At 71.9% G+C, this 22084-nt stretch carries 19 protein-coding genes; 8 read left to right on the forward strand and 11 right to left on the reverse strand.

Features of this window, described 5'->3' with window-relative positions; translation table 11 throughout:
* Window positions 1–70 precede the first annotated feature (70 nt).
* From AB0924_RS30110 to AB0924_RS30130, 5 genes are all read right to left on the reverse strand, one after another.
* Entirely contained in the window at window positions 71–3313 is a 3243-nt protein-coding gene (locus AB0924_RS30110; RefSeq protein ID WP_366913054.1) for a S8 family peptidase, read from the reverse strand.
* Window positions 3314–3616: 303 nt separating this feature from the next.
* Entirely contained in the window at window positions 3617–4300 is a 684-nt protein-coding gene (locus AB0924_RS30115) for an ABC transporter ATP-binding protein (RefSeq protein WP_358936360.1), read from the reverse strand.
* 68 nt (window positions 4301–4368) lie between these two features.
* Complete coding sequence (locus AB0924_RS30120) at window positions 4369–5829, reverse strand: ABC transporter permease (protein WP_358936358.1); 1461 nt, start codon at window positions 5827–5829, stop codon at window positions 4369–4371.
* A gap of 155 nt (window positions 5830–5984) precedes the next feature.
* The gene (locus tag AB0924_RS30125; RefSeq protein ID WP_366913055.1) at window positions 5985–7232 is read right to left on the reverse strand and encodes an Ig-like domain-containing protein; all 1248 of its coding nucleotides are present in this window, start codon (window positions 7230–7232) and stop codon (window positions 5985–5987) included.
* A gap of 217 nt (window positions 7233–7449) precedes the next feature.
* Window positions 7450–7797: a hypothetical protein gene (locus AB0924_RS30130; protein WP_358936354.1), complete on the reverse strand. Its 348-nt coding sequence runs from the start codon at window positions 7795–7797 to the stop codon at window positions 7450–7452.
* 109 nt (window positions 7798–7906) lie between these two features.
* On the opposite strand from AB0924_RS30130, the gene AB0924_RS30135 reads away from it, so the two are divergent.
* Together AB0924_RS30135 and AB0924_RS30140 are read left to right on the forward strand one after the other, a co-directional pair.
* The gene (locus tag AB0924_RS30135; RefSeq protein ID WP_358936352.1) at window positions 7907–8224 is read left to right on the forward strand and encodes an LAETG motif-containing sortase-dependent surface protein; all 318 of its coding nucleotides are present in this window, start codon (window positions 7907–7909) and stop codon (window positions 8222–8224) included.
* Between the two features lie 42 nt (window positions 8225–8266).
* Window positions 8267–9037 (forward strand): hypothetical protein, encoded by a 771-nt coding sequence (locus AB0924_RS30140; protein WP_366913056.1) that lies wholly within the window; start codon window positions 8267–8269, stop codon window positions 9035–9037.
* A gap of 62 nt (window positions 9038–9099) precedes the next feature.
* On the opposite strand, the gene hutH is transcribed toward AB0924_RS30140, so the two are convergent.
* The 3 genes from hutH to AB0924_RS30155 all read right to left on the reverse strand — a co-directional run bounded on the left by hutH (window position 9100) and on the right by AB0924_RS30155 (window position 12849).
* Window positions 9100–10638 (reverse strand): histidine ammonia-lyase, encoded by a 1539-nt coding sequence (gene hutH / locus AB0924_RS30145; RefSeq protein WP_366913068.1) that lies wholly within the window; start codon window positions 10636–10638, stop codon window positions 9100–9102.
* Window positions 10639–10734: 96 nt separating this feature from the next.
* The gene (locus AB0924_RS30150) at window positions 10735–11877 is read right to left on the reverse strand and encodes a GGDEF domain-containing protein (RefSeq protein ID WP_358936348.1); all 1143 of its coding nucleotides are present in this window, start codon (window positions 11875–11877) and stop codon (window positions 10735–10737) included.
* 177 nt (window positions 11878–12054) lie between these two features.
* The gene (locus AB0924_RS30155) at window positions 12055–12849 is read right to left on the reverse strand and encodes an enoyl-CoA hydratase-related protein (RefSeq protein WP_366913057.1); all 795 of its coding nucleotides are present in this window, start codon (window positions 12847–12849) and stop codon (window positions 12055–12057) included.
* Between the two features lie 186 nt (window positions 12850–13035).
* Here AB0924_RS30155 and AB0924_RS30160 point away from each other — a divergent pair, with 186 nt between their 5' ends.
* Window positions 13036–13668: a hypothetical protein gene (locus AB0924_RS30160; protein ID WP_366913058.1), complete on the forward strand. Its 633-nt coding sequence runs from the start codon at window positions 13036–13038 to the stop codon at window positions 13666–13668.
* Here AB0924_RS30160 and AB0924_RS30165 read toward each other — a convergent pair.
* Together AB0924_RS30165 and AB0924_RS30170 are read right to left on the reverse strand one after the other, a co-directional pair.
* Window positions 13659–14777 carry an adenylate/guanylate cyclase domain-containing protein gene (locus AB0924_RS30165; RefSeq protein ID WP_358936342.1) on the reverse strand — a complete coding sequence of 373 codons (1119 nt, stop codon included), beginning with the start codon at window positions 14775–14777 and terminating at the stop codon, window positions 13659–13661. The two genes, AB0924_RS30160 and AB0924_RS30165, sit on opposite strands and share 10 nt — an antisense overlap.
* 441 nt (window positions 14778–15218) lie before the next feature.
* Window positions 15219–16079 carry a biotin--[acetyl-CoA-carboxylase] ligase gene (locus AB0924_RS30170; protein WP_358936340.1) on the reverse strand — a complete coding sequence of 287 codons (861 nt, stop codon included), beginning with the start codon at window positions 16077–16079 and terminating at the stop codon, window positions 15219–15221.
* Between the two features lie 111 nt (window positions 16080–16190).
* Between AB0924_RS30170 and AB0924_RS30175 the strand changes: the two genes are divergently transcribed.
* From AB0924_RS30175 to AB0924_RS30190, 4 genes are all read left to right on the forward strand, one after another.
* Window positions 16191–17795 (forward strand): acyl-CoA carboxylase subunit beta, encoded by a 1605-nt coding sequence (locus AB0924_RS30175; protein ID WP_358936337.1) that lies wholly within the window; start codon window positions 16191–16193, stop codon window positions 17793–17795.
* A gap of 67 nt (window positions 17796–17862) precedes the next feature.
* Window positions 17863–18072, forward strand: coding sequence for an acyl-CoA carboxylase epsilon subunit (locus AB0924_RS30180; RefSeq protein WP_250402483.1), 210 nt, complete (start codon window positions 17863–17865; stop codon window positions 18070–18072).
* Between the two features lie 72 nt (window positions 18073–18144).
* Window positions 18145–18273, forward strand: a complete 129-nt coding sequence (locus AB0924_RS30185) for a hypothetical protein (RefSeq protein ID WP_268894155.1) — start codon at window positions 18145–18147, stop codon at window positions 18271–18273.
* 40 nt (window positions 18274–18313) lie between these two features.
* Window positions 18314–18931 (forward strand): nucleoside triphosphate pyrophosphatase, encoded by a 618-nt coding sequence (locus tag AB0924_RS30190; RefSeq protein ID WP_358936334.1) that lies wholly within the window; start codon window positions 18314–18316, stop codon window positions 18929–18931.
* Here AB0924_RS30190 and AB0924_RS30195 read toward each other — a convergent pair.
* Window positions 18903–19484 (reverse strand): hypothetical protein, encoded by a 582-nt coding sequence (locus tag AB0924_RS30195; protein ID WP_358936332.1) that lies wholly within the window; start codon window positions 19482–19484, stop codon window positions 18903–18905. The two genes, AB0924_RS30190 and AB0924_RS30195, sit on opposite strands and share 29 nt — an antisense overlap.
* Before the next feature lie 366 nt (window positions 19485–19850).
* Here AB0924_RS30195 and AB0924_RS30200 point away from each other — a divergent pair, with 366 nt between their 5' ends.
* On the forward strand, window positions 19851–21623 hold the full coding sequence (locus tag AB0924_RS30200) for a biotin carboxylase N-terminal domain-containing protein (RefSeq protein WP_358936330.1): 1773 nt from the start codon (window positions 19851–19853) through the stop codon (window positions 21621–21623).
* Window positions 21624–22084: the final 461 nt, after the last annotated feature.

The following is a 22084-nucleotide window of genomic DNA, read 5'->3' on the forward strand; positions in this document are numbered from 1 at the left end:
CGAGGGGCGTACCGGAAAGCCGCTTCCGGCACGCCCCCCGTTCAGAGCACTCGGGACCGCTGTCCGCCGCTCACTTGCCGTAGTAGGCGTCGTAAACGGTGATCAGCGACGTGTTGCCCTTCTTGTCGGTGATTCCGGCGCGGAACGAGACGGACTTGTTCCTCGCCGGGTTCTTCACGGTCACCTTGCCGCGGCGGACCTCGGTCCTCTCGAAGGTCTTCCCGTCGTAGGAGACGTACACCTTCAGGGACTTCAGGTCGCGGCCCGCGGCCGCGCCCTCGACGGTGACCGGGAAGGTGAGCTTCTTCCCGGCCTCGACGCGGCTGTCCAGGCCGGTCCTCGCACCGAAGTGGAGTGTCGACACCGGGAGCCTGGCGACGATGCCGGCCTGCTTCTTCGAGCGGAAGGTCCAGCTCGCGTCGATCCGCGAGGAGGCCTTGGCGACCGTGGCCGGGCGCCGGACCGAGGTGGTCAGCCTGTAGGCGGCGTCACCGGCCGGGACCTTGAAGGTCTCGCCGCTGAACAGCGGGTCGCCGTTGGAGCCGACCTCGACGCCGTCCCGGTACAGGGTCGTGCGTGCCGAGGAGAACACCGAGTACCCGGCGTTGCCGGAGCCGTCGGCGAACAGCGGCAGGGCGCCGTAGATCTCGTCGCCGTCCCGGAAGACACCGGAATCGACGTCGACGCGCGGGGCGAAGACGGCGGTGTTGACGGTCCTGGTGTACGTCCTGCCCGCCCCGAACGACTGCGGGCCCGTCGAGTAGGCGGCGTCGGCGACCGGGAAGCCGTCCTGGTCGACCCCGCCGTCCTGCTCGAACATCAGCATCCACTCCACGCCGCCCTTGGCGGACAGGTGCAGGGTGTGGGTACCGGGCAGCTTCTGCGGGAGGACGGTGTAGGTGCCGCTGGTGCTGCCGGGCAACAACCCCATCGCGCCCACCGAGCCCGTCTTGCCGCTCGCGGCGGCACCCATCCTGACCTTGACCGTGGCCAGGTCGCTCGCCTTGTAGTGCTTGGTGTAGCCGGTGGCGAACTGCCGGGCCGGGCCGCCTGAGGTGACGGCGTACTCCTCCGTCGCGCCCTTCGACCAGTGGCCGTCCCACTGCTGGAACAGGGTGCCGGAGGCCGGCCGCGGGCCCAGGGCGGCGGTGTGGAAGTTCTTGTACGAGTCGAGCAGCCAGCCGTAGCCGTACTGGCTGTCTCCGACGGTGACGTCGAACTCCGGCGCGGCCAACTCGGACCGGGCACGGGACTGCGGCACGGTGATGTCCACGGGCCTGGCCTTGCGCGCGTCGACGGTGATCGTCCGCCTGCCGGTGACGGTCAGTTTCGGCTGGGCGATCCAGTCGATGCCCTTGGCCGCGTTCTCGGGGTCGGCGTAGACGGAGCTGTTGAGGATGTACGTGCCCTTGGGCGCGCGCACCTTCACCGTGCCGGACTTGTCGTACGGGTTCAGGAACCGGCCGTTCGCCAGGCCCGCCACACCGGTCAGGCCGGCGTCGTAGTACGGGGCCGGCCTGCCGTCGCGGCCGATGACCTTGAGGGTCAGTTCGTACGACTCCACCTCGCGCTGCACCACGGCGGCCGTACGGACGCTCTGTCCGCCGCCGGTCGCGGTCACGTACGCGGAGTAGGCGCCGTCGGTGGTGCCGCCCAGCCTGGTGTCGGCGGTGAGGCCGACCGAGGCCGTGCCGTGCGCCGGGACGGTCACGGTCGTCGCGGCGAGCTTGAAGAAGCCCGCCGGGGCGGCGTGGCCCCTGGGGTCGGTGGCGGTGCTGGTCAGGCCGAGCGTGACGGCCTCGTCGCCGAGGTTGCGGTACGTCAGCCGCTTGGTGACCGGATGGTCGTCGGTGTGCGGCCAGGCCTGGGTGCCGAAGCCGACCGAGACGGGCTCGGCGACGACGGACTGCTTGATCGCCCGGTCGACCGCGATCCGGCCCGAACCCTGCTGGAAGGGTGTGTACTTGCCGCCCTTGGCGGAGCCGGTGAGCGTGCCCTTCAGCTCGGCGTAACCCCAGTCCGGGTGCTCCTGCTTCAGGAGTGCGGCGGCGCCGGCGACGTGCGGGGTGGCCATCGAGGTGCCGGAGATGGTCAGGTAGCCCTCGGGCTTCTCGCCGACCTCCTTGTCGATGACGCTGCCCTTGGCCGCCGCGGCGGTGATGTCGACGCCGGGCGCGGTGACGTCCGGTTTGATGGCGCCGTCGCCGGTCCGCGGGCCGGTGGAGGAGAAGTCCGCCAGCCTGTCCTTGTCGTCGACGGCGCCGACGGTGAGCGCGGCATCCGCGCTGCCCGGTGAACCGATCGACTGGGGGCCCTCGTTGCCCGCGGCGATCGCGAACAGGATGCCCTTCTCGGCCGAGAGCTTGTCGACCTCCGCCTCGAGCGGGTCCACCTCGGGTGTGTCGTAGCCGCCCAGGCTGAGGTTGACGACGGAGGCGCCCTGCGCGGCCGCCCACTCCATGCCGGCGATGATGCCGGAGTCGTCCCCGTAGCCGGAGTCGTCCAGGACCTTGCCGTTGAGGATCCTGGCGTCCGGCGCGACGCCCTTGTACTTGCCGCCCGACTTGGCGCCGGTGCCGGCGACGATGGACGCGACGTGCGTGCCGTGCCCGTAGTGGTCGGTGGCGTCGGCGGCGGTGGTGAAGTTGCGGGCGTCGATCACCTGGTCCTTGAGGTCCGGGTGGGTGGCGTCCACTCCGGTGTCCAGGACGGCGACCTTCACGCCCTTGCCGGTGTAACCGGCGGCCCACGCGGCCGGGGCGCCGATCTGCGGCACGGACTTGTCCAGGGCGGCCCTGCGGACGCCGTCCAGCCAGACGCGTGCGACGCCGGGGGCGGCCCGGTCGCCGTCGGTGACCGCGTCCCACAGCCCGCTGGTCCGCCGGGCCGGGGCCTGCACGGCGTCCGCGTTCAGCGCCTTGAGGCTGCGGCGCAGGTGGCCCGCGTCGCGGACGCCGGTCCTGGCGGCGGTGGCGGTGCCGCGGTAGCCGACGATGACCTTCAGGCCGTTCTTCTGGGCCTTGCGGGTGGCCGCGCGGTTCAGCTCGGTGATGTCGAACAGCCGCTGGTCCAGCGTGCCGGAGGCGACCAGGCGGGCCGCGTCGGCGGGGACGACCAGGGTGTGTCCGCCGGCCCGGCGGACCTGGAACGGTATGTGCTCGCGCCCCTCGGCCCGTTGCAGGCCGACGACCCGGCCCTTGGCGTCGAGGGACACACGGTCACCGGTGATCAGGGTGACGTGGTGCCGGGCGGTGGACGAGGAGGCGGCGGCCGGGGTCTGGCGGCCGGGCTTCGCCGACGCGGGGCTGGTCATACCCGCTGCGAGGGCGACGGCTGCGGCGGTGGCCACAGTGGCCGCAGCTGCTCTCTTCACTTGTCTGCGCAAGATCTCCCCCTGGAGATGAGGTACCGGGCGAATTCCCCGTTCACCCGGCCGGGGGAAGATTCGTACACCTGAACGTCAATTCCCCCGGGTCCCGCAGTATGGCGGGGGCCGATCGGACGTCTCAAGAGCGGGGAGAAGGGCGGGAAAGCCCCGCCCGGAACTGTTACTCGCCGGGCGGGACACCGTTACACAACCGCGAAGTCCCTTGTGTGCGGGCGGCGTTATACGCCGTCAGGCGCCCGCGTTCTCCTTGACGCTGATCTTTCCCTTGCGGATGGTGGCCAGCCGCGGGGCCTTCCGCGCGATCGAGGAGTCGTGGGTGACCATGATGAACGTCAGCCCGTGCTCCTTCCACAGGCGTTCGAGCACGTCCATGATCTCGTCGCGCATGCCCTCGTCGAGGTTGCCGGTCGGTTCGTCGGCGAGCAGCACCTTGGGCCGCTTGACGAGCGCGCGGGCGATGGCGACGCGCTGCTGCTGTCCGCCGGACATCTCCGAGGGCAGATGGGCCAGACGCTCGCCGAGGCCGACGGAGTTCAGGGCCTCGGCCGCCCGTTCGCGGCGCGCCTTCACCTTCACCCCGAGCGGGACCAGGGCGGTCTCGACGTTCTCCTGGGCGGTGAGGGTGGGGATCAGGTTGAAGGACTGGAAGACGAAGCCGATGTTCTCGCTGCGGACGCGGGTCAGCCGGGCCTCGGAGAGCCTGGCCAGGTCGGTGCCGTCCAGAACCACCTCTCCGGAGGTGGGGCGGTCCAGGCCGCCGAGCATCTGCAGGAGGGTGGACTTGCCGCCGCCGGTGGGGCCCTGGATGACCAGGCGGTCGCCGTCGGGGATGGTCAGGTCTATGCCGTCGAGGGCGTGGACGGTCTCCTTGCCTCTCGTGTAGCGCTTGGTGACGTTCCTGAGTTCGTACATGGGGACTCCTGAGGGGGCGTTCGGTTGGTGCGCGTCGACGGGCGCCGCGCCTTCGTGCGGGCCGGCCGCTACTCCACGCGCCGCAGCGCGTCGGCCGGACGCAGCCGCGAGGCCCGCCAGCCGCCGAACGCGCCCGCGATCAGGCCGCCCGCCACCGCGAGGCCCACCGCCAGGACGATCGTGGTGACGCTGACCGGGGCCGTGAGGGCCACCTCCAGGGTCTTGGCGGCCTGCCGCCCGGGTCCGCCGAAGCCACCGCCACCGCCGGGCCCGCCGAGGCCCGCACCGCCCGTTCCGCCGCCGAGCTGCGCCTGCAGACTGGGGCTGATCGCCGTCACGGCGTAGGCACCCGCCAGGCCGAGCGCGATACCGAGGACACCGCCGACCAGGCCGTTGACGACGGCCTCGCCGACCACCTGCCGGGTCACCCGGCCGGACTTCCAGCCGAGGGCCTTCAGCGTGCCGAACTCGCGCACCCGGCGGGAGACCGCGGAGGAGGTGAGCAGACCGGCCACCAGGAACGCGGCCACGAGCACCACGATCGACAGCCACTTGCCGACCTTGGTGGCGAGCGAGGAGGCGGTGGACAGCGAGCCCGAGACGGTCTTGGCCAGGTCGGCGGAGGTGGTGACGGTCGTACCCGAGACGTTCTTCTGGATGGCGCTCTTGACCGAGTCGATCCGCTGGGAGTCGGCCGCCTTGACGTAGATCGTCGTGATCTTGTTCTTCTCACCGGCGAGGGTCTGTGCCCGCTTCAGCGGAACGTACAGGTTGGCCGCCGCGTCACCGCTGTCGGCGGTGGCGATGCCGATCACCTTGAACTTGGTGCCCTTGACGGTGACGGTCGAACCGACCTTGTACTTCTTCGTCTTGGCGTAGGCCGAGTCGGCCACGGCGACCTTGGCGTCGGTCTCGGTGGTCCGGAAGGTGCGGCCGCTGGTGATCTTCGAGGAGGTCAGCGGGCCGAGCGCGGTCCTGGTGACGTCGGTGCCGAAGACGGTGTACTGGTTGATGTCGAAGTTCGCGCCGCCGCCGCGGACCTCGCCCTGCGGCTGGCCGCTCCCTTCGCCGCCGGGACGGCCCGGCTGCCCGCCGGCGTCTCCGTTCTGCTGGAACTGGCCGCGGGTGAACCGGCCGTCGACCTTCACCACGTTGAGGCTGAGCCCGCCGACGGCCGAGGACACCCCCTGCTGGTCCGCGACCTCGGTGACGGTCGAGGAGGCGAGGGTGGTGAAGCCCTGCACCATGACCCGGTCGCTGCTCTGCGACTTGGAGTCGTCGTTCTGCGCGTCGAACTTGAAGCGCGGACGCTGCGCGTCACCGGTGGACGCCGACGCGGCCTTGGTGACGGTCATGTCCGTGCCCAGCCCGTACAGCGACTGCAGGACCTTGTCCTGGGCCTTCCCCATGCCGCTGGACACCGAGTTGACCACGATGACGAGCGCGATGCCGAGCGCGAGACCGGAGGCGACGACGAGGGCCGCCTTTCTACGGCGGCGCAGTTCGCGCCTCAGGTAGGTGAAGAACATGCCCGCAAGCTAGGGACGGACCGTGATGACTCGATAAGGCTGAAATAAGAGAACCATGAGAAGGCTGTGCCCCACCCCAGGAGGAGCCCGGAAAACGGCCGATGCCGCCCCTGGGACAGGGGCGGCACCGGAGCGGGTGTGCGGGGAGCGCGGGATCAGACGGCCGAACCGGCCTTCCACTGCGCCCAGTCCATGTTCCAGCCGTTGAGGCCGTTGTCCGGGGACACGGTCTTGTCGCCGGTGTGCCGGATCACCACGACGTCACCGACGAGGGAGTGGTCGTAGACCCAGGCGGCGGGCGTGCTGGGGTCCTTGGCGCCCTTGGTGTCGGACAGGCCCACGCAGCCGTGGCTGGTGTTGACGCTGCCGAAGATGGACTTCGCGCCCCAGTAGTTGCCGTGCAGGAAGGTGCCGGAGCTGGTCAGCCGGATGGCGTGCGGCACGTCCTTGATGTCGTACTCGCCCTTGCCGTCGTCGTCGGTGAAGCCCACGGTCGCGCCGTTCATCCGCGTCTGCTTGAACTTCTCGGACATCACCATGATGCCCTCGTACGTCTTGTTCTCCGGCGAGCCGGCGGAGATCGGTATGGTCTTGACCGTCCTGCCGTCCTGCGTGACCTTCATCTTCTTGGTCTGCGCGTCGACGTAGGAGACCTGGTTGCGGCCGATGTGGAAGGTGACCGTCTTCTGCTGCACGCCGTAGACGCCGGAGGCACCCTCGACACCGTCGAGCGCGAGCTTCAGCGTGACGGTGGAGTTCTCCTTCCAGTACGCCTCGGGGCGGAAGTCGATGCGGTTGGCGTTGAACCAGTGGCCCACGACCTCCTGACCGCTGCTGGAGGTGACCGTGATGCCCTTCTGCACGGCGGCCTTGTTGGTGATCGCCTTGTCGAAGTTGATCGACACGGGCATGCCCACGCCGACGGTCGAACCGTCCTCCGGCGTGAAGTTGCCTATGAAGCTGTTGGTCGGCGAGACCGTGGTGAAGGAGGCGTTCTCGTGGGCCACCCGGCCCGCGGAGTCCTTGGCCTCGGCGGAGAGCTTGTAGGTGGTCGACCGCTCGAGCTGGGCGCTGGGCTGCCAGCTCGTCTTGTCGGCGGACAGCGCGCCGGCCACGGCCTTGCCGTCCTCGGTGGTCATGGAGACCGTGGTGAGGGTGCCCTTGGCGACCTTGACGGCGGCCGAGTTGTTGATGGAGGCGTTGTTCGAGCCGTCCTTCGGCGTGATCGTGATCTGGGCCTCGGAGGACTTCTTGGCGGCTGCCTCGTCGGCCTTGGCCTGCGAGGTGTCACCGCTGCCGGAGGCCTTGGCGTCGCCGCCACCGGAACACCCGGTGAGTGCCAGCACACCGCCGAGCAGTGCGGACGCGACCGTCAGGCCCTTGCGCCGCTTACTGTCCGTCATCACACGCTTCTCCATCGTTGCCGAAATCGCGGAAACTCCGAGTCCCCAGGGGAACCGTCTACGCTACGGGCGATTCGTCCCGCTCCACATGGCCCGCGGGTGTGGGGCATCCCACGCCCGCCCGTGACGGGTGGTGCCGAGTCGTCCGTGCGCCCCCTGAGACGACAAAGCCCCGGACGGCGGTTGCCGTCCGGGGTGCACAAGTTCCCCGGGACGCTCAGCCGATGCCGTCCTCTTCTTCGTCGTCTTCCCCTCCATCATCCTCGTCCACGTCCCAGTCCAGGGAGTCGGGGTCGTGGTCGATGCGTTCGCTGGACCAGGACGCCTGCTGGAGCTCCACCCCGGGCACCTCGCTGACCAGGTCGAACGGGTCGACGAGGTACGCAAGGGCCTCGGCGGTGTCTTCCGTCACAGCGCTCTCGGCGTGCGACCGCTCCTCCTGCGGCAGCTCCGGGTCGGTGGCGAGCCGGCGCAGCGCGGCCTTGGTCAACTCGTCCTCGTTTTCGACCTCGAGGACCAGTTCCACCCGAAGGCGTACAAACCTGGATGTCTCTTCCGTGTTCATGGCGGGAGCGTACGACTGAAACCTCCCGTGACTTTCCTGTGACCCGCGACTTTCACTAACATCGCCCCACACGGCCAATTCGCCAGCGTCACAAGGGGATCGATATTCCGTGTCATCCGTTCGCCGTCCGCTGCTGACCGCCACCGCCGCGGGAACGCTGCTGTGCGCCCTGTGGTTCGTCCCGTCCGCCAACGCGTCGCAGGACGACACGGTGAGAGCGACGACCGAGGCGGCCTCGACGACACCGGTCACCCAGCAGGCGAAGGCCGTGAGCGAGGCCACGACGGCCGATGTCGCGGACACCACGGAGCTGGCCGACACCGGCAGCTTCGACACCACGCCGTATGTCGTCGGCGGCAGCGTGTTCCTCGCCGTGGGCGCCGGGTTCGTGGTGTATTCGGTGCGCCGCGAACGCCTCGGACTTTAATGTCGCTTGACGATCCTTTGACAGTGCACTCATAGTCCGCTCATGAAGAGATCATCGGGTGTGCGGCTGTGCGCCACCGCGGCTGTGGGCGCACTGTCGCTCGCCCTCATCACAGGCTGTTCCGACGGCGGTTCCGGGGACGGCAAGGGCGGCTCGGCGAAGGCGCTGAGCGCCGCCGAGCTGAAGGACCTGGTCATCGCCAAGGGCGAGGTGCCGGGATTCAAGGTGGGGGCCGTCAAGGGCGGCCTCCCCGACAAGAGCAAGGTCAAGGCGGAGGACTCCCGCTGCGACCCGCTGCTGCGGGCCCTGACCGCCATCGCGCCCGGCGAGCCGGCGGCGCAGGCCAGCCGCATGGCCACGGAGGACAAGAAGGACCCCACGGACGACGCCACGTCCCTGGACGACCTGGCCGACGGCAAGTTCGAGGAAGCGCTCAACAAGTCCATGGACCTGGACGTCACCGTGGTCACCCTGGCCTCGTACGACGGTGACGGCGCCGAGAAGGCCCTGAAGTCGGTCTCGGACGCGGTGAAGGCGTGCTCGGGCGGCTTCGCCGGTGAGCAGGACGGCGAGAAGGGGAAGTTCACCAAGGTCGCCGAGGAGAAGTCCGCCGGCACCGGTGACGAGTCGGTGGCCTTCACGGCGACCAACGACAGCTCCGACGAGGGCGACATGCCGCTGCACGGCGAGGTCGTACGGCACGGCAACACCCTCGCGACGTACTCCACGATCAACATCGGCGCGATGATGTCCAAGAAGCCGTACACGGTCTCGGCGCCGGTCGTCAAGGCCCAGGCGGCCAAGCTGAAGTGACGGCCCGTCTCCGGTGAGGAGGCGGTGGGGGTGCCGGCCGAGGCACCCCCACCGGGCCGAGGTCAGGCCAGCGGCCCCGTCACGGACTCGGCGGCGGCGACGAGACGCCCGCCGCGCACGAACGCGTCGGCGGCGGCCAGGTCGGGGGCCAGGAAGCGGTCCGGGCCCGGCCCCCGCACACCGGCGGCGCGCACGGCGTCGATCACCGCGCGGGAGGCGGGCGCCGGGCTCCGGCCCTCGCGCAGTTCGATGGCGCGGGTGGCCGCGTACAGCTCGACGGCGATGATCCGGGCGAGGTTCCCGACGGCGGTGCGCAGCTTGCGCGCGGCCGACCAGCCCATGGACACGTGGTCCTCCTGCATGGCGGAGGACGGGATGGAGTCCGCGGAGGCCGGGACGGCCAGCCGCTTCATCTCGCTGACCAGCGCGGCCTGCGTGTACTGGGCGATCATCAGACCGGAGTCGACGCCGGCGTCGTCGGCGAGGAACGGCGGCAGGCCGTGGCTGCGGTTCTTGTCCAGCAGCCGGTCGGTGCGCCGCTCGGCGATGGAGCCGAGGTCCGCGGCCGCGATGGCGAGGAAGTCCAGGACGTAGGCGACGGGCGCGCCGTGGAAGTTGCCGTTGGACTCGACCCGGCCGTCGGGCAGCACCACCGGGTTGTCGACGGCCGAGGCCAGCTCCCGCTCGGCGACGAGCCGGGCGTGCGCCAGGGTGTCCCGGCCGGCGCCGGCGACCTGCGGGGCGCAGCGCACCGAGTAGGCGTCCTGGACGCGGGGGGCGTCGTCCTGGTGGTGGCCGGTGAGCTGGGAACCCTTGAGCACGGCCAGCATGTTGGCGGCGGAGGCGCCCTGACCCGGGTGCGGGCGGATGGCGTGCAGCTCGGGGGCGAGCACCTTGTCCGTGCCGAGCAGCGCCTCCATGCTGAGGGCGGCGGTGACGTCGGCGGACTTGTAGAGCGTGTCGAGGTCGGCGAGAGCCATGACCAGCATGCCGAGCATGCCGTCGGTGCCGTTGAGGAGGGCGAGCCCCTCCTTCTCGCGCAGCTCGACGGGGGCGATCCCGTGCTCGGCGAGCAGTTCGCCGGCGGGCCGGACGACGCCGTCGGGGCCCTCGGCGTCCCCCTCGCCCATCAGGGTCAGGGCGCAGTGGGAGAGCGGGGCGAGGTCGCCGGAGCAGCCCAGCGAGCCGTACTCGTGCACGACCGGGGTGATCCCGGCGTTGAGCACGTCGGCCATGGCCTGCGCGACCTCGGGCCGGACCCCGGTGTGCCCGGAGCAGACGGTCTTGAGCCGCAGGAACATCAGGGCGCGTACGACCTCGCGCTCGACCCGCGGGCCCATGCCGGCGGCGTGCGAGCGGACGATGTTGCGCTGCAGTTGGGCGCGCAGTTCCTGGCTGATGTGCCGGGTCGCCAGGGCTCCGAAACCGGTGGAGACGCCGTAGACCGGCTCGGGCTTGGCCGCCAGGGCGTCCACGATCTCCCGGGCCGCCGCGAGGGCCGCCACGGCCTCGGCCGACAGCTCGATGCGGGCACCGCCGCGCGCCACGGCGAGAACGTCGGACGCCGTGACACCGGACGTCCCCACCACCACAGTGTGCATATCCATATTCAGGAGCGTACGCATTGAATGCGCATGTGTCACTAGTGGAGCGCGGGTGCGCCCCTTACCGCCTCGTGAGCTTCACCGCACACTCCCTCACGGCAGCCGGCCCCGGAAGCGGCGCCGCTCGGCCCGCTCCGGCGAGGGCTCGTCGGCGAGGCGTACGACGGGGTCGTCCGGCCCCTCCCGGCCCGCCACCACCGGCCGGTCCGCGCCCAGCGCCTTGGCCCGGTACTGCGCGGCGTCGGCCAGCCGGAAGAGCCGCCGGGCGTCGTGCACCGGCCCGATCGGATCCTCGGTCGAGGCGACGCCGCAGGCCACCCCCTCGCCCAGTTCCAGCTCCCCGGCCCGCCGGCACAGCTCGTCCGCAGCCTTGACCACGTCGTCGGCGGGCGGCCCCGCCACCAGCAGACAGAACTCGTCGCCGCCGAGCCGGGCGGCGAGCGCGCCCGGCACCATCGCCCCGCACAGCGACAGCACCGAGCCGAACCGCTCCAGCAACCGGTCGCCGACGGCGTGCCCGAGGGTGTCGTTGACCCGCTTGAGCCCGTTGAGATCGCAGACGACGAGACTGACCACGACGCCCCGCGTGCGGTGCCGCTCGACGGCCTCCTCCAGCCGCACGTCCACGGCACGGCGGTTGGCGAGACCGGTGAGGGAGTCGGTGAACGCCAGCCGGCGGGCCTCCTCCAGCCGCTCGGTCTGGGCCAGCCCGGCGGCGACGACCGCGGCCAGCACGGTGGCGAAGTCGGCGTCCGGGGGTCCGAACACCGGCGCGCTGACCGCCCGGGCCACGTACAGCTCGCCCCACGCCCGGCCGTGCAGCACGACGGGGGCGACCACACAGCAGCCCCGGCCACGGCGGCGCAGCGCGGCCACCCGCTGGTGGAAGTAGCCGCGGTCGCCGGCGGCCGTGCCCCCGGCGGTCTCCACCCAGGCGTTCGGGCCGCCCCCGCCCACCCAGCGCTCGTGCAGGAACTCGGTGATCTCCGGGAACTGGTGCACCGGGTAGGTCTCGGCCTCCGGGAACTCCTCCTCGTCCGCGCGGCGCTCTCCCACGTTCACCAGCACCCGCAGCCGGCCGAGGTCACGCTCCCACACCGACAGCGCGGCGAAGTTGCCGTCCAGCGCCCAGCACGCGCCGAGCGCGGCGGCGCGCCACGACTCCATCGGCGCACGCGCCGCGGCCATCCCCTGAGCCAGCGCCACCACTGCGGCCAGCCGCTTGTCCTCACCCATTGCTCCAGATTAGGAAGAAAATGGGATGAACAGGAACATCAAGAGACCGTCGCTCACTCAACGTGGCGGTCCGGCCCGGCGTGACCACGGCGGAAGATCCCGCCCGGCGGGACCCCGGCGGACATCACTTCCGCGGCGGCGCCCCCGGCGGGAAGGCCCGGACGGCGCCCCGCGGCCTCACTCCCCCGGCCACTCAGGCTTGCGCTTCTCGTTGAAGGCCGCCACACCCTCCGCACGGTCCCCGGAGAACGCCACCGACCGCCACGCCGCGTCCTCGACCTCGAGACCGGCCCGCAGGTCCAGCCCGTGCCCCAGTCGCAGCGCCCGCTTGGCGGCCCGCAGCCCCACCGGCGAGTTGCCGGCGATCCGCGCCGCCAGCGCCAGCGCCTCCTCGCGGTCCCGGCCCTCCTCCACGAGCTGGTCCACCAGGCCGAGACCGGCGGCCTCCGCCGCGTCCAGCCGCCGTGCCGTGAAGATCAGCTCGGCCGCCCGGGCCGCCCCGACCCGCCGCGGCAGCAACTGCGTACCGCCGCCGCCCGGGATCACGCCCACCGACACCTCGGGCAACCCCACCACCGCCGTCGGGTCGGCCACGATCAGGTCGCAGGACAGCGCCAGCTCGAACCCGCCGCCCAGCGCGAAGCCGTGCACCGCCGCGATCGTCGGCATCGGCAGTTCCAGCACCCCGGTGTACGCCCCGCGCGCCACCGGCCGCTGCTTCACCAGGTCGGCGTCGCTGAAGGAGTTCCGCTCCTTCAGGTCGGCCCCGACGCAGAACGCGCGTTCGTGCGAGGAGGTCAGCACGACCACCCGCGCCTCCCGGTCGGCGGCGAGCGCCGTGCACGCGCCCGCGAGGGAGCGGGCCATCTCCGTCGAGACGGCGTTCATGGCCTTGGGCCGGTCCAGCACCAGCTCCGCCACGTGCCCGTGCCGCCGCACCAGCACGAACTCCCCGTACCGCTCCTCGCTCATGACACCCTCCGGTTAACGCGGGTTAACTCACTGCCGCCCCGATCATCGCAGCCGCACCCCACCCCGGGAAAGAGCCGCCCGCATCGCCGCCCTACACCCGTTCGAGTGACATCCCGGCCGTCTCGCCCCACACCACCCACGGCAGCGCATAACGTGCGCTCCGCGCCACGGTGGGGAGGGGACCTCATGAGACCGACACGCGCTCAGTCCGGTACCGGAGAAACGAATCAGCGGACCGCCGTCGCGGAGACCGCCACGCTTTCCGCGCGCCGTGGCCGGCACCGCAAGCCCCGCCCCCGCAAGGTGCTGTTCGCAGCGGGCGGCCTGGCACTGGCCGCCGGCGTCCTCAGCCTCGTGCGTGCCGCTCCGGAGTCCGGCGTCGGCGTCCCGGACACGGCGCTGGCCGAGCCCCGCCCGGACCCGAGCGGCGGCGTCACCGCCCGCTCCACCGACCCGGCCGCCGGCATCGGCACCGCCCGCACGACCCGGCCCTCCGCCACCTCGGCCATGGGCGGGGTGAGCGCGGCCCCGACGGCCATGACGGCCCCGGCGGAGACGGACGAGGCCGCCCCCGGTCCCTCGGCCACCCGCGTCCCGCCCCCGGGCGGAACCGGCGCGCCGACCACCGCCCCTCGGCGCACCGATCCGGCCACGACCGCACCGCGCTCCTCGCCGACACCCCCCGCGCCGACCCGGACCGCCCACGAACCCGCGCCGACTCCCAGCCGGGGTACGACGGCACCGCCCACCTGGGACGACGGACTCTGCCTACCGGTGATCGGCCTCTGCGTGGACGTGCTGGGCGGCGGTCAGGACTGACCGTCGCGGCGGCCGAGCAGCCAGGGCTCGACCACCCCGAGCCCACGCACCGGGCGCTGCCACATCGGCTGCAGCGCGAAGCGGTACGACGGCGGCTCCTCGCCCTCCTTCTCCGCGGCGGCCGCGGCCTCGGCGGCCTCCGCCTCCGAGGCGGGCGCCTCCTTGGTGCGGATCAGTTCCTCGGCGAAGGCGCTGTCCACCAGCACGGCGTCGCGCGGGGCTATGGAGGTCAGCCGGGAGGCGAGGTTGACGGTCGTGCCGAAGACGTCGCCCATGCGCGTGGTGACCGTGCCGAACGCCATGCCGACGCGCAGCTCCGGCATCGTCTCGTCGTTGGCCATCGTCTCGACCAGCCGCAGCGCGATGTCCGCGGCCGTCCCGGCGTCGTCGGCGACAAAGAGCACCTCGTCGCCGAGCGTCTTGATGAGCCGCCCGCCGCGCGCCGCCACCAGGTCGGCGGCCGTGGTCTCGAAGGCCTCGACCAGCTCGCCGAGCTCCTCCTCCTCCATCCGCCGGGTCAGCCGGGTGAACCCGACCAGGTCGGCGAAGCCGACCGCGAGCCGCCGGTCGACCATCTCCTCGTCGTCGGCGGTCTGCACGACCCGGCCGGCCGAGGCGGCGAGCTGCCGCCGCCACACGTAGACCAGGAACTCCTCCAGCTCGGGCAGCAGCAGCTCGACGATCGGGTAGGTGACCTCGGTGCGGGTCATGCCCGGCTCGGGCGGCTCGGTCAGCCCCTCCAGGAAGGAATCGATCTGCCATTCGGCCAACCGGGCGGTGGTCTGCCCCGTGGACCGGGCCACCTGCACCGCCATGGCCTCGCTCAGCAGCCCCGCCTCGACCAGGCCGGCGAGTCGCCGCAGGGCCAGTACGTCGGCCTCGGTGAGCGCCTTGGCCTGCCCGATGTCGGCGAAGCCCATGGCCCGCCAGAAGCGGGACGCCAGTTCCATGGAGACACCGGCGCTGCGGGCCGCCTGGAACGGGGTGTAGCGCCGCTCGGCGCCGAGAATGAGCTGCTCGAGGCGGAGGGCGAGGGGATCCTCGCCGGTGTCGGCGGCGTGGGGATCCACCCGCGCGTCCGCGCCGGAGCCCGTGTCGTCGACGGTCACGCCTGCTGCCCTTCCGATCTGCCACGGTCAGGTACGACCGGCCTCAACTCTACGGCAGGTGTGCGCCAGCTCACTCCGTCGGGTTGGGCCGGGAGTGCGCCTCCCGGCACGGTCAGCCGGCGCTTCTCGCCGCCGGCGGTCTCGGGGGCTTCCGCCACCCTGACCCCGCGACCGGGCCCCTTCCGGGCACCCCCGCCGTCCCAGCCCGCGGTCCCGTGGGGGCCTGGGGCCCTTCCGCGCAGTTCCCCGCGCCCCTACAGGGCGCTTCCGGCCGACGGCGAAGGAAGGCCAGCCCCTGCCGGGCCCAACACCGGACAGCAACCCGCCATCCCCGACCGCCCGCCCGTGGGGGCCGGTCGCGCAGTTCCCCGCGCCCCTTCAGGGCGCTTCCGGCCGAGGACGAGAAGAAGCCCGCCCTCTGTCGGCACCGCGCCGTCCCGCCTACACGGGGCGCAGGTGGACGATGTCGCCCGCGCCCACCGGCTCCCGTACCCCCGCCTCCGTGGCGATGACCAGGCGGCCGTCGCCGTCGATCGCGATCGCCTCTCCGACCACGGAGCGGTCCCCGGGAAGTTCCGCGCGTACGGTGCGCCCCAGCGTCGCGCAGCCCGCCGCGTAGGTCTCCTGCAGTCCGCTGAGGGCGGGGTCGCCCCCGGCCGAGCGCCACCGTCCGTACCAGTCCTCCAGCGACCGCAGCACGCCCCGCAGCAGCGGGTCCCGGTCCGTGCTCACCGCGCCGGCCAGCGCCAGCGACCCCGCCTGCGGCACCGGCAGCTCCTCGGCGCGGAGGCTGACGTTGATGCCCACGCCGATGACGACCCCGTCGTCCCCGGCCCGCTCCGCGAGGATGCCGCCGGCCTTGCGCTCCTCGCCGCCGACGGTCACCAGCAGGTCGTTGGGCCACTTGAGTGCCGTGTCCACGCCGGCCGCGCGGGACAGCCCCGTCGCCACCGCGACTCCGGTGAGCAGCGGCAGCCAGCCCCAGCGGGCCACCGGCACCTCGGTCGGCTTGAGCAGCACCGAGAAGAACAGGCCGGACCGCGGCGGCGCGGTCCACTGCCGGTCCAGCCGGCCCCGCCCTGCCGTCTGCTCCTCGGCGACCAGCACCGCGCCCTCGTCCGCCCGGCCGGCCGCGGCCCTGGCCACCAGGTCGGAGTTGGTGGACCCGGTCCGCCGGACCAGCTCCACCTCCGACCACAGCCCGCCCTCCCGGACCAGCCCGCGCCGCAGCGCCGCGGCGTTCAGGGGCGGACGGTCCAGATCGGACCAGCGGTTGTCGTCTGATGCATTGTGCGGCGTCATGCAAGTCACCCTAGGTGTGGGAAACGCCGCACTGCTGATGCGCAGCGGCACCACTACGCTACGGATGAGTAACCGTCCCCCCTTTTGAGCAGGCAGGGAGCCGCGATCCCGATGTCCGAGCCGGAAGAGCGCCAAGAGATCGACATCCACACGACCGCGGGCAAACTCGCGGATCTGCAGCGCCGCATCCACGAGGCGACGCATGCCGGCTCGGAGCGCGCCGTAGAGAAGCAGCACGCCAAGGGCAAGCTGACGGCGCGTGAGCGCATCGAACTCCTTCTCGACGAGGGCTCCTTCGTCGAGCTCGACGAGTTCGCCCGCCACCGCTCCACCAACTTCGGGCTGGAGAAGAACCGCCCGTACGGCGACGGCGTCGTGACCGGCTACGGCACGGTCGACGGCCGCCCGGTCGCGGTGTTCTCCCAGGACTTCACCGTCTTCGGCGGCGCCCTCGGCGAGGTCTACGGCCAGAAGATCGTCAAGGTGATGGACTTCGCGCTGAAGACCGGCTGCCCGGTCATCGGGATCAACGACTCCGGTGGCGCGCGCATCCAGGAAGGCGTGGCCTCCCTCGGCGCCTACGGCGAGATCTTCCGCCGCAACACCCACGCCTCCGGGGTGATCCCGCAGATCAGCCTGGTCGTCGGCCCGTGCGCGGGCGGCGCGGTGTACTCGCCGGCGATCACCGACTTCACGGTCATGGTCGACCAGACCTCGCACATGTTCATCACCGGTCCCGACGTCATCAAGACGGTCACCGGTGAGGACGTCGGCTTCGAGGAGCTGGGCGGCGCCCGCACCCACAACTCCGCCTCCGGTGTGGCCCACCACATGGCCGGGGACGAGAAGGACGCCATCGAGTACGTCAAGCAGCTGCTGTCGTACCTGCCGTCCAACAACCTCAGCGAGGCCCCGGTCTTCGCCGAGGAGGCGGACCTCACCGTGGGCGCCGAGGACCTGGAGCTCGACACCCTGGTCCCGGACAGCGCGAACCAGCCGTACGACATCCGCACGGTGGTCGAACACGTCCTGGACGACGCCGAGTTCTTCGAGACGCAGGCGCTGTTCGCGCCGAACATCGTCACCGGCTTCGGCCGGGTCGAGGGCCACCCGGTGGGCATCGTCGCCAACCAGCCGATGCAGTTCGCCGGCTGCCTGGACATCGACGCCTCGGAGAAGGCCGCCCGCTTCGTACGGACCTGCGACGCCTTCAACGTCCCGGTGCTCACCTTCGTCGACGTGCCGGGCTTCCTGCCGGGCGTCGACCAGGAGCACACCGGCATCATCCGGCGCGGCGCCAAGCTGATCTTCGCGTACGCCGAGGCGACGGTCCCGCTGATCACCGTCATCACCCGCAAGGCGTTCGGCGGCGCCTACGACGTCATGGGCTCCAAGCACCTGGGTGCCGACCTCAACCTGGCCTGGCCGACCGCCCAGATCGCCGTCATGGGCGCCCAGGGAGCCGTCAACATCCTGCACCGCCGCACCATCGGCGAGGCGGAGGCGGGCGGGGAGGACGTCGACGCCGTGCGCGCCCGGCTGATCCAGGAGTACGAGGACGCCCTCCTCAACCCCTACGTCGCGGCCGAGCGTGGCTACATCGACGCGGTGATCATGCCGTCCGACACCCGCTCCCACATCGTCCGCGGCCTGCGTCAACTGCGCACGAAGCGGGAATCCCTGCCTCCGAAGAAGCACGGCAACATCCCCCTGTAGGACCTGTGGGGCCCGTCCGGCGGACCACGGCGGACGGGCCCCCGCCCCGCGCACCCCTGGAGCGGTCATGAACATCAAGGTCGTACGAGGCAACCCGACCCCGGAGGAGCTCGCCGCCGCCCTGGCGGTGGTCCGGGCCCGCGCCGTGGCGGCCGCCGCGGCGCCGCCCGGCGCGCCCGGGACGAGGGACTCGTGGTCGGACCCGGCCCGCATCGCGTCCGCGCGCCTGCCCCAGCCGGGCCCGGCGTCCTGGACCCGCACCTACTGGCCGAGCTGAGCGCCGCGCCGGGCGCCAACTTGAGTACGGGTACTCAGGCGCCCGGCCCGAAGCCACCCGCACGCTGGAAGAATGCTGTGGTCAGACCCCGAGAACGAGCCGCCCGAAGAACTGCGCGACACGCAGGAGATGCTTCGGCGGCTCGGACTCGTCCTGGCCCTGGCGATGGTGCTGGGGATGATCGTGATCGGCCTGCGGTAGCGCGGCGCCCGATCCGCGTGCGAGGGCCTAACCTGGCCGCATGACTGCCAAGCCACGCAGGCGACTCGTGCTCGCCTCCCAGTCCCCCGCCCGGCTCGGCCTGCTGCGCCAGGCGGGCCTCGCCCCCGAGGTGATCGTGAGCGGGGTCGACGAGGACGCCGTCACCGCGCCCACCCCCGCGGAGCTGGCGCTCGCCCTGGCCGAGGCCAAGGCCTCGGTGGTGGCGGCGAAGCCGGAGGTGCTGGGCGCCCTGGTGATCGGCTGCGACTCGGTGCTGGAGCTGGACGGGCAGGCGCTCGGCAAGCCCGCCGACGCCGAGGAGGCCACCGCCCGCTGGAAGGCCATGCGCGGGCGGGTCGGCACCCTGCAGACCGGCCACTGCGTCTGGGACACGACGGCGAAGCGCCACGTCTCCGCGACCGCCTCCACCGTCGTGCGCTTCGGCGAGCCCTCGGACGAGGAGATCGCCGCGTACGTCGCCTCCGGCGAACCTCTCTACGTCGCCGGGGCGTTCACCCTGGACGGCCGTTCGGCACCGTTCATCGAGGGCATCGACGGCGACCACGGCAACGTGATCGGTATCAGCCTGCCCCTCGTTCGCCGCCTGCTGGCCGAACTGGGCGTCGGCATCACGGAGTTGTGGGCACCGGCTGAGTGACCTGGGCGGGGACGGAGTCCTGCGGCTCCTCGTCCCCGTCCCGCGGCTCGCCGGTACCGCCGTGCGCCGCGCCCTCCGGGGACCCGGTGGCCGGTTCGTCCTCGGCCCTCGGGTCGCCGCCCGCCCCGGGGGCGCCGCCGGACACGCCCTGCTCCGGGCCGCCGTCCCGGTCGTAGGTCACCAGGAGCAGGACGACCAGGCCCAGCATCACCACCATGAAGACGAAGGCCGGCCAGCCCATCAGGCTCAGTGTGAAGGCACCCAGCAGGCCGTGCACGACCGCCACGCTGATCAGCAGCACCCGGCCGAAGCCGGCGGGGGCCCGGTCGCGTATCGCCACCAGCAGGGCCACCAGGGCGCACAGCGCGAAGTAGAGGCCGAAGACCAGGCCGCCGATCTTCGAGGACGTCGACATGACGTCCGGGTCGAGCCCGGCCAACGACATCTTCTGGCGTTCGACGACCATCCCGAGGAACCAGTTCAGCGCCCCGATGAAGAACGCCTCGGCCAAGAGGACGACCGCCACGACCCATGCCACCGGTCTGCGCACCACCGGCCCCCACCCACTCTCCAGCCAAAACCCGGTTACTCCGGGTACGTTCGAGTCATCGCGAACGCTACTAACGGGTAAACCCTGGGACAAGGGTTCGGCCACCGGCAAAGAATCATTGGGCCATTCGTAGGGACTCGACAAAGAAACAGAGTGGGGCGCGGCACCCTCTCACAGAGACCTTGACCACATGTCGGGGCTAGGGTTGCCCGGAGGAGGCCTGCCGCACCCCAGGTGCGACATGGGCTTTCGCGGGTCGAGCGGGCCTCGAATCACGCTCCGTGTGGGCAAGCTCACCATTGGGGACGGGTCGATGAGCCGTGTCGGCAGTCCCTAAACTCGGCTTGTTTCAAGGAGGGAGCCTCAATCGTGCGCAAGGTGCTCATCGCCAACCGTGGCGAAATCGCTGTCCGCGTGGCCCGGGCCTGCCGGGACGCCGGGATCGCGAGCGTGGCCGTCTACGCCGACCCGGACCGGGACGCTCTGCATGTCCGCGCCGCGGATGAGGCGTTCGCCCTGGGCGGTGACACGCCGGCCACCAGCTATCTGGACATCGAGAAGGTGCTGACCGCCGCCCGGGAATCGGGGGCCGACGCCATCCATCCGGGCTACGGCTTCCTCTCGGAGAACGCGGAGTTCGCGCAGGCCGTGCTGGACGCGGGCCTGATCTGGATCGGCCCGCCGCCGCAGGCCATCCGCGACCTGGGTGACAAGGTCGCCGCCCGGCACATCGCCCAGCGCGCCGGCGCCCCGCTGGTCGCCGGTACGCCCGACCCCGTCTCCGGCGCGGACGAGGTCGTCGCCTTCGCCGAGCAGCACGGCCTGCCGATCGCCATCAAGGCCGCCTTCGGCGGCGGTGGCCGCGGCCTGAAGGTGGCCAGGACCCTCGAGGAGGTCCCGGAGCTGTACGACTCCGCGGTGCGCGAGGCGGTCGCCGCCTTCGGCCGCGGCGAGTGCTTCGTCGAGCGCTACCTCGACCGTCCGCGCCACGTGGAGACCCAGTGCCTGGCCGACAAGCACGGAAACGTGGTCGTCGTCTCCACCCGTGACTGCTCGCTGCAGCGCCGGCACCAGAAGCTGGTCGAGGAGGCCCCGGCGCCGTTCCTCTCCGAGGAGCAGGTCGCCGAGCTGTACCGCGCCTCGAAGGCCATCCTGAAGGAGGCCCGCTACGAGGGCGCCGGCACCTGCGAGTTCCTGGTCGGCCAGGACGGCACCATCTCCTTCCTCGAGGTCAACACCCGCCTCCAGGTGGAGCACCCGGTGACCGAGGAGGTCGCCGGCATCGACCTGGTCCGCGAGATGTTCCGCATCGCCGACGGCGAGGAACTGGGCTACGACGACCCCGCGCTGCGCGGACACTCGTTCGAGTTCCGGATCAACGGCGAGGACCCGGGCCGCAACTTCTTGCCCGCCCCCGGCACGGTCACCCGTTTCGAGGCGCCGACCGGCCCCGGTGTCCGGCTGGACGCGGGCGTGGAGGCCGGCAGTGTGATCGGCCCGGCCTGGGACTCCCTGCTGGCCAAGCTGATCGTCACCGGCCGCACCCGCAAGGAGGCCCTGGAGCGGGCCGCCCGGGCGCTGGACGAGTTCCAGGTCGAGGGCATGGCCACGGCCATCCCGTTCCACCGCGTGGTCGTCAGGGATCCGGCGTTCGCCCCCGAACTGACCGGCTCCGACGAGGCGTTCAAGGTCCACACCCGCTGGATCGAGACCGAGTTCGTCAACGAGATCAAGCCCTTCTCCGCTCCGGCCGACGCCGAGGGCGAGGAGGAGACGGGCCGCGAGACGGTCGTCGTCGAGGTCGGCGGCAAGCGCCTCGAGGTCTCCCTGCCGTCCTCCCTGGGCATGTCGCTGGCCCGCACCGGCCTCGCCGCCGGTGCCAAGCCGAAGCGCCGCGCGGCCAAGAAGTCCGGCCCGGTGGCCTCCGGTGACACCCTCGCCTCCCCGATGCAGGGCACGATCGTGAAGGTCGCCGTGGAGGAGGGCCAGGAGGTCAAGGAGGGCGACCTGGTCGTCGTCCTGGAGGCCATGAAGATGGAGCAGCCGCTCAACGCCCACCGGTCCGGCACCATCAAGGGCCTGAACTTCGAGGTGGGCGCCTCGGTAACCTCCGGCGCCGCGATCTGCGAGATCAAGGACTGACGGCAGGCATCCCCGAACACCGACGCCCGGTGGCGCCCGACAGGGCCCGCCGGGCGTCCGGTTTCCGCGGGCCGGCCCGCGGGCACGGGCCCGGGCGGGGCCGGGAGGAGTGCGGGGCGGTGCCGGTGCGCGGCTCGGCCGCATGGCCGCGCGGCCGCGAGGAGCCACGAAGCACCCGCACCCGTCCGGCGACCCGCCGCCCCACGGCGCACCGTCGAACCGGCACCCCCAGGCCCTACGGCGAACCGGACCGGCGGCCTCTCAGCACCCGTGACGGCCTCGGCACCCACCCAAGCCCCAGCGCTCGTGAAGGCCTCGGCACCCATGCAAGCCCCAGCGCCCCACCGCCTTCAGCAACGCTGCGACAGCCCCTCAGCACCCGTGACGACCTCAGCGCCGCCGTGACAGCCTCAGCGCCCGTGAGGGCCCTCCGCGACACTGTGACGGCCCCTCAAGCGCCT

The sequence above is a fragment of the Streptomyces sp. NPDC047869 genome, from assembly GCF_040704065.1.
Classification (GTDB): domain Bacteria; phylum Actinomycetota; class Actinomycetes; order Streptomycetales; family Streptomycetaceae; genus Streptomyces.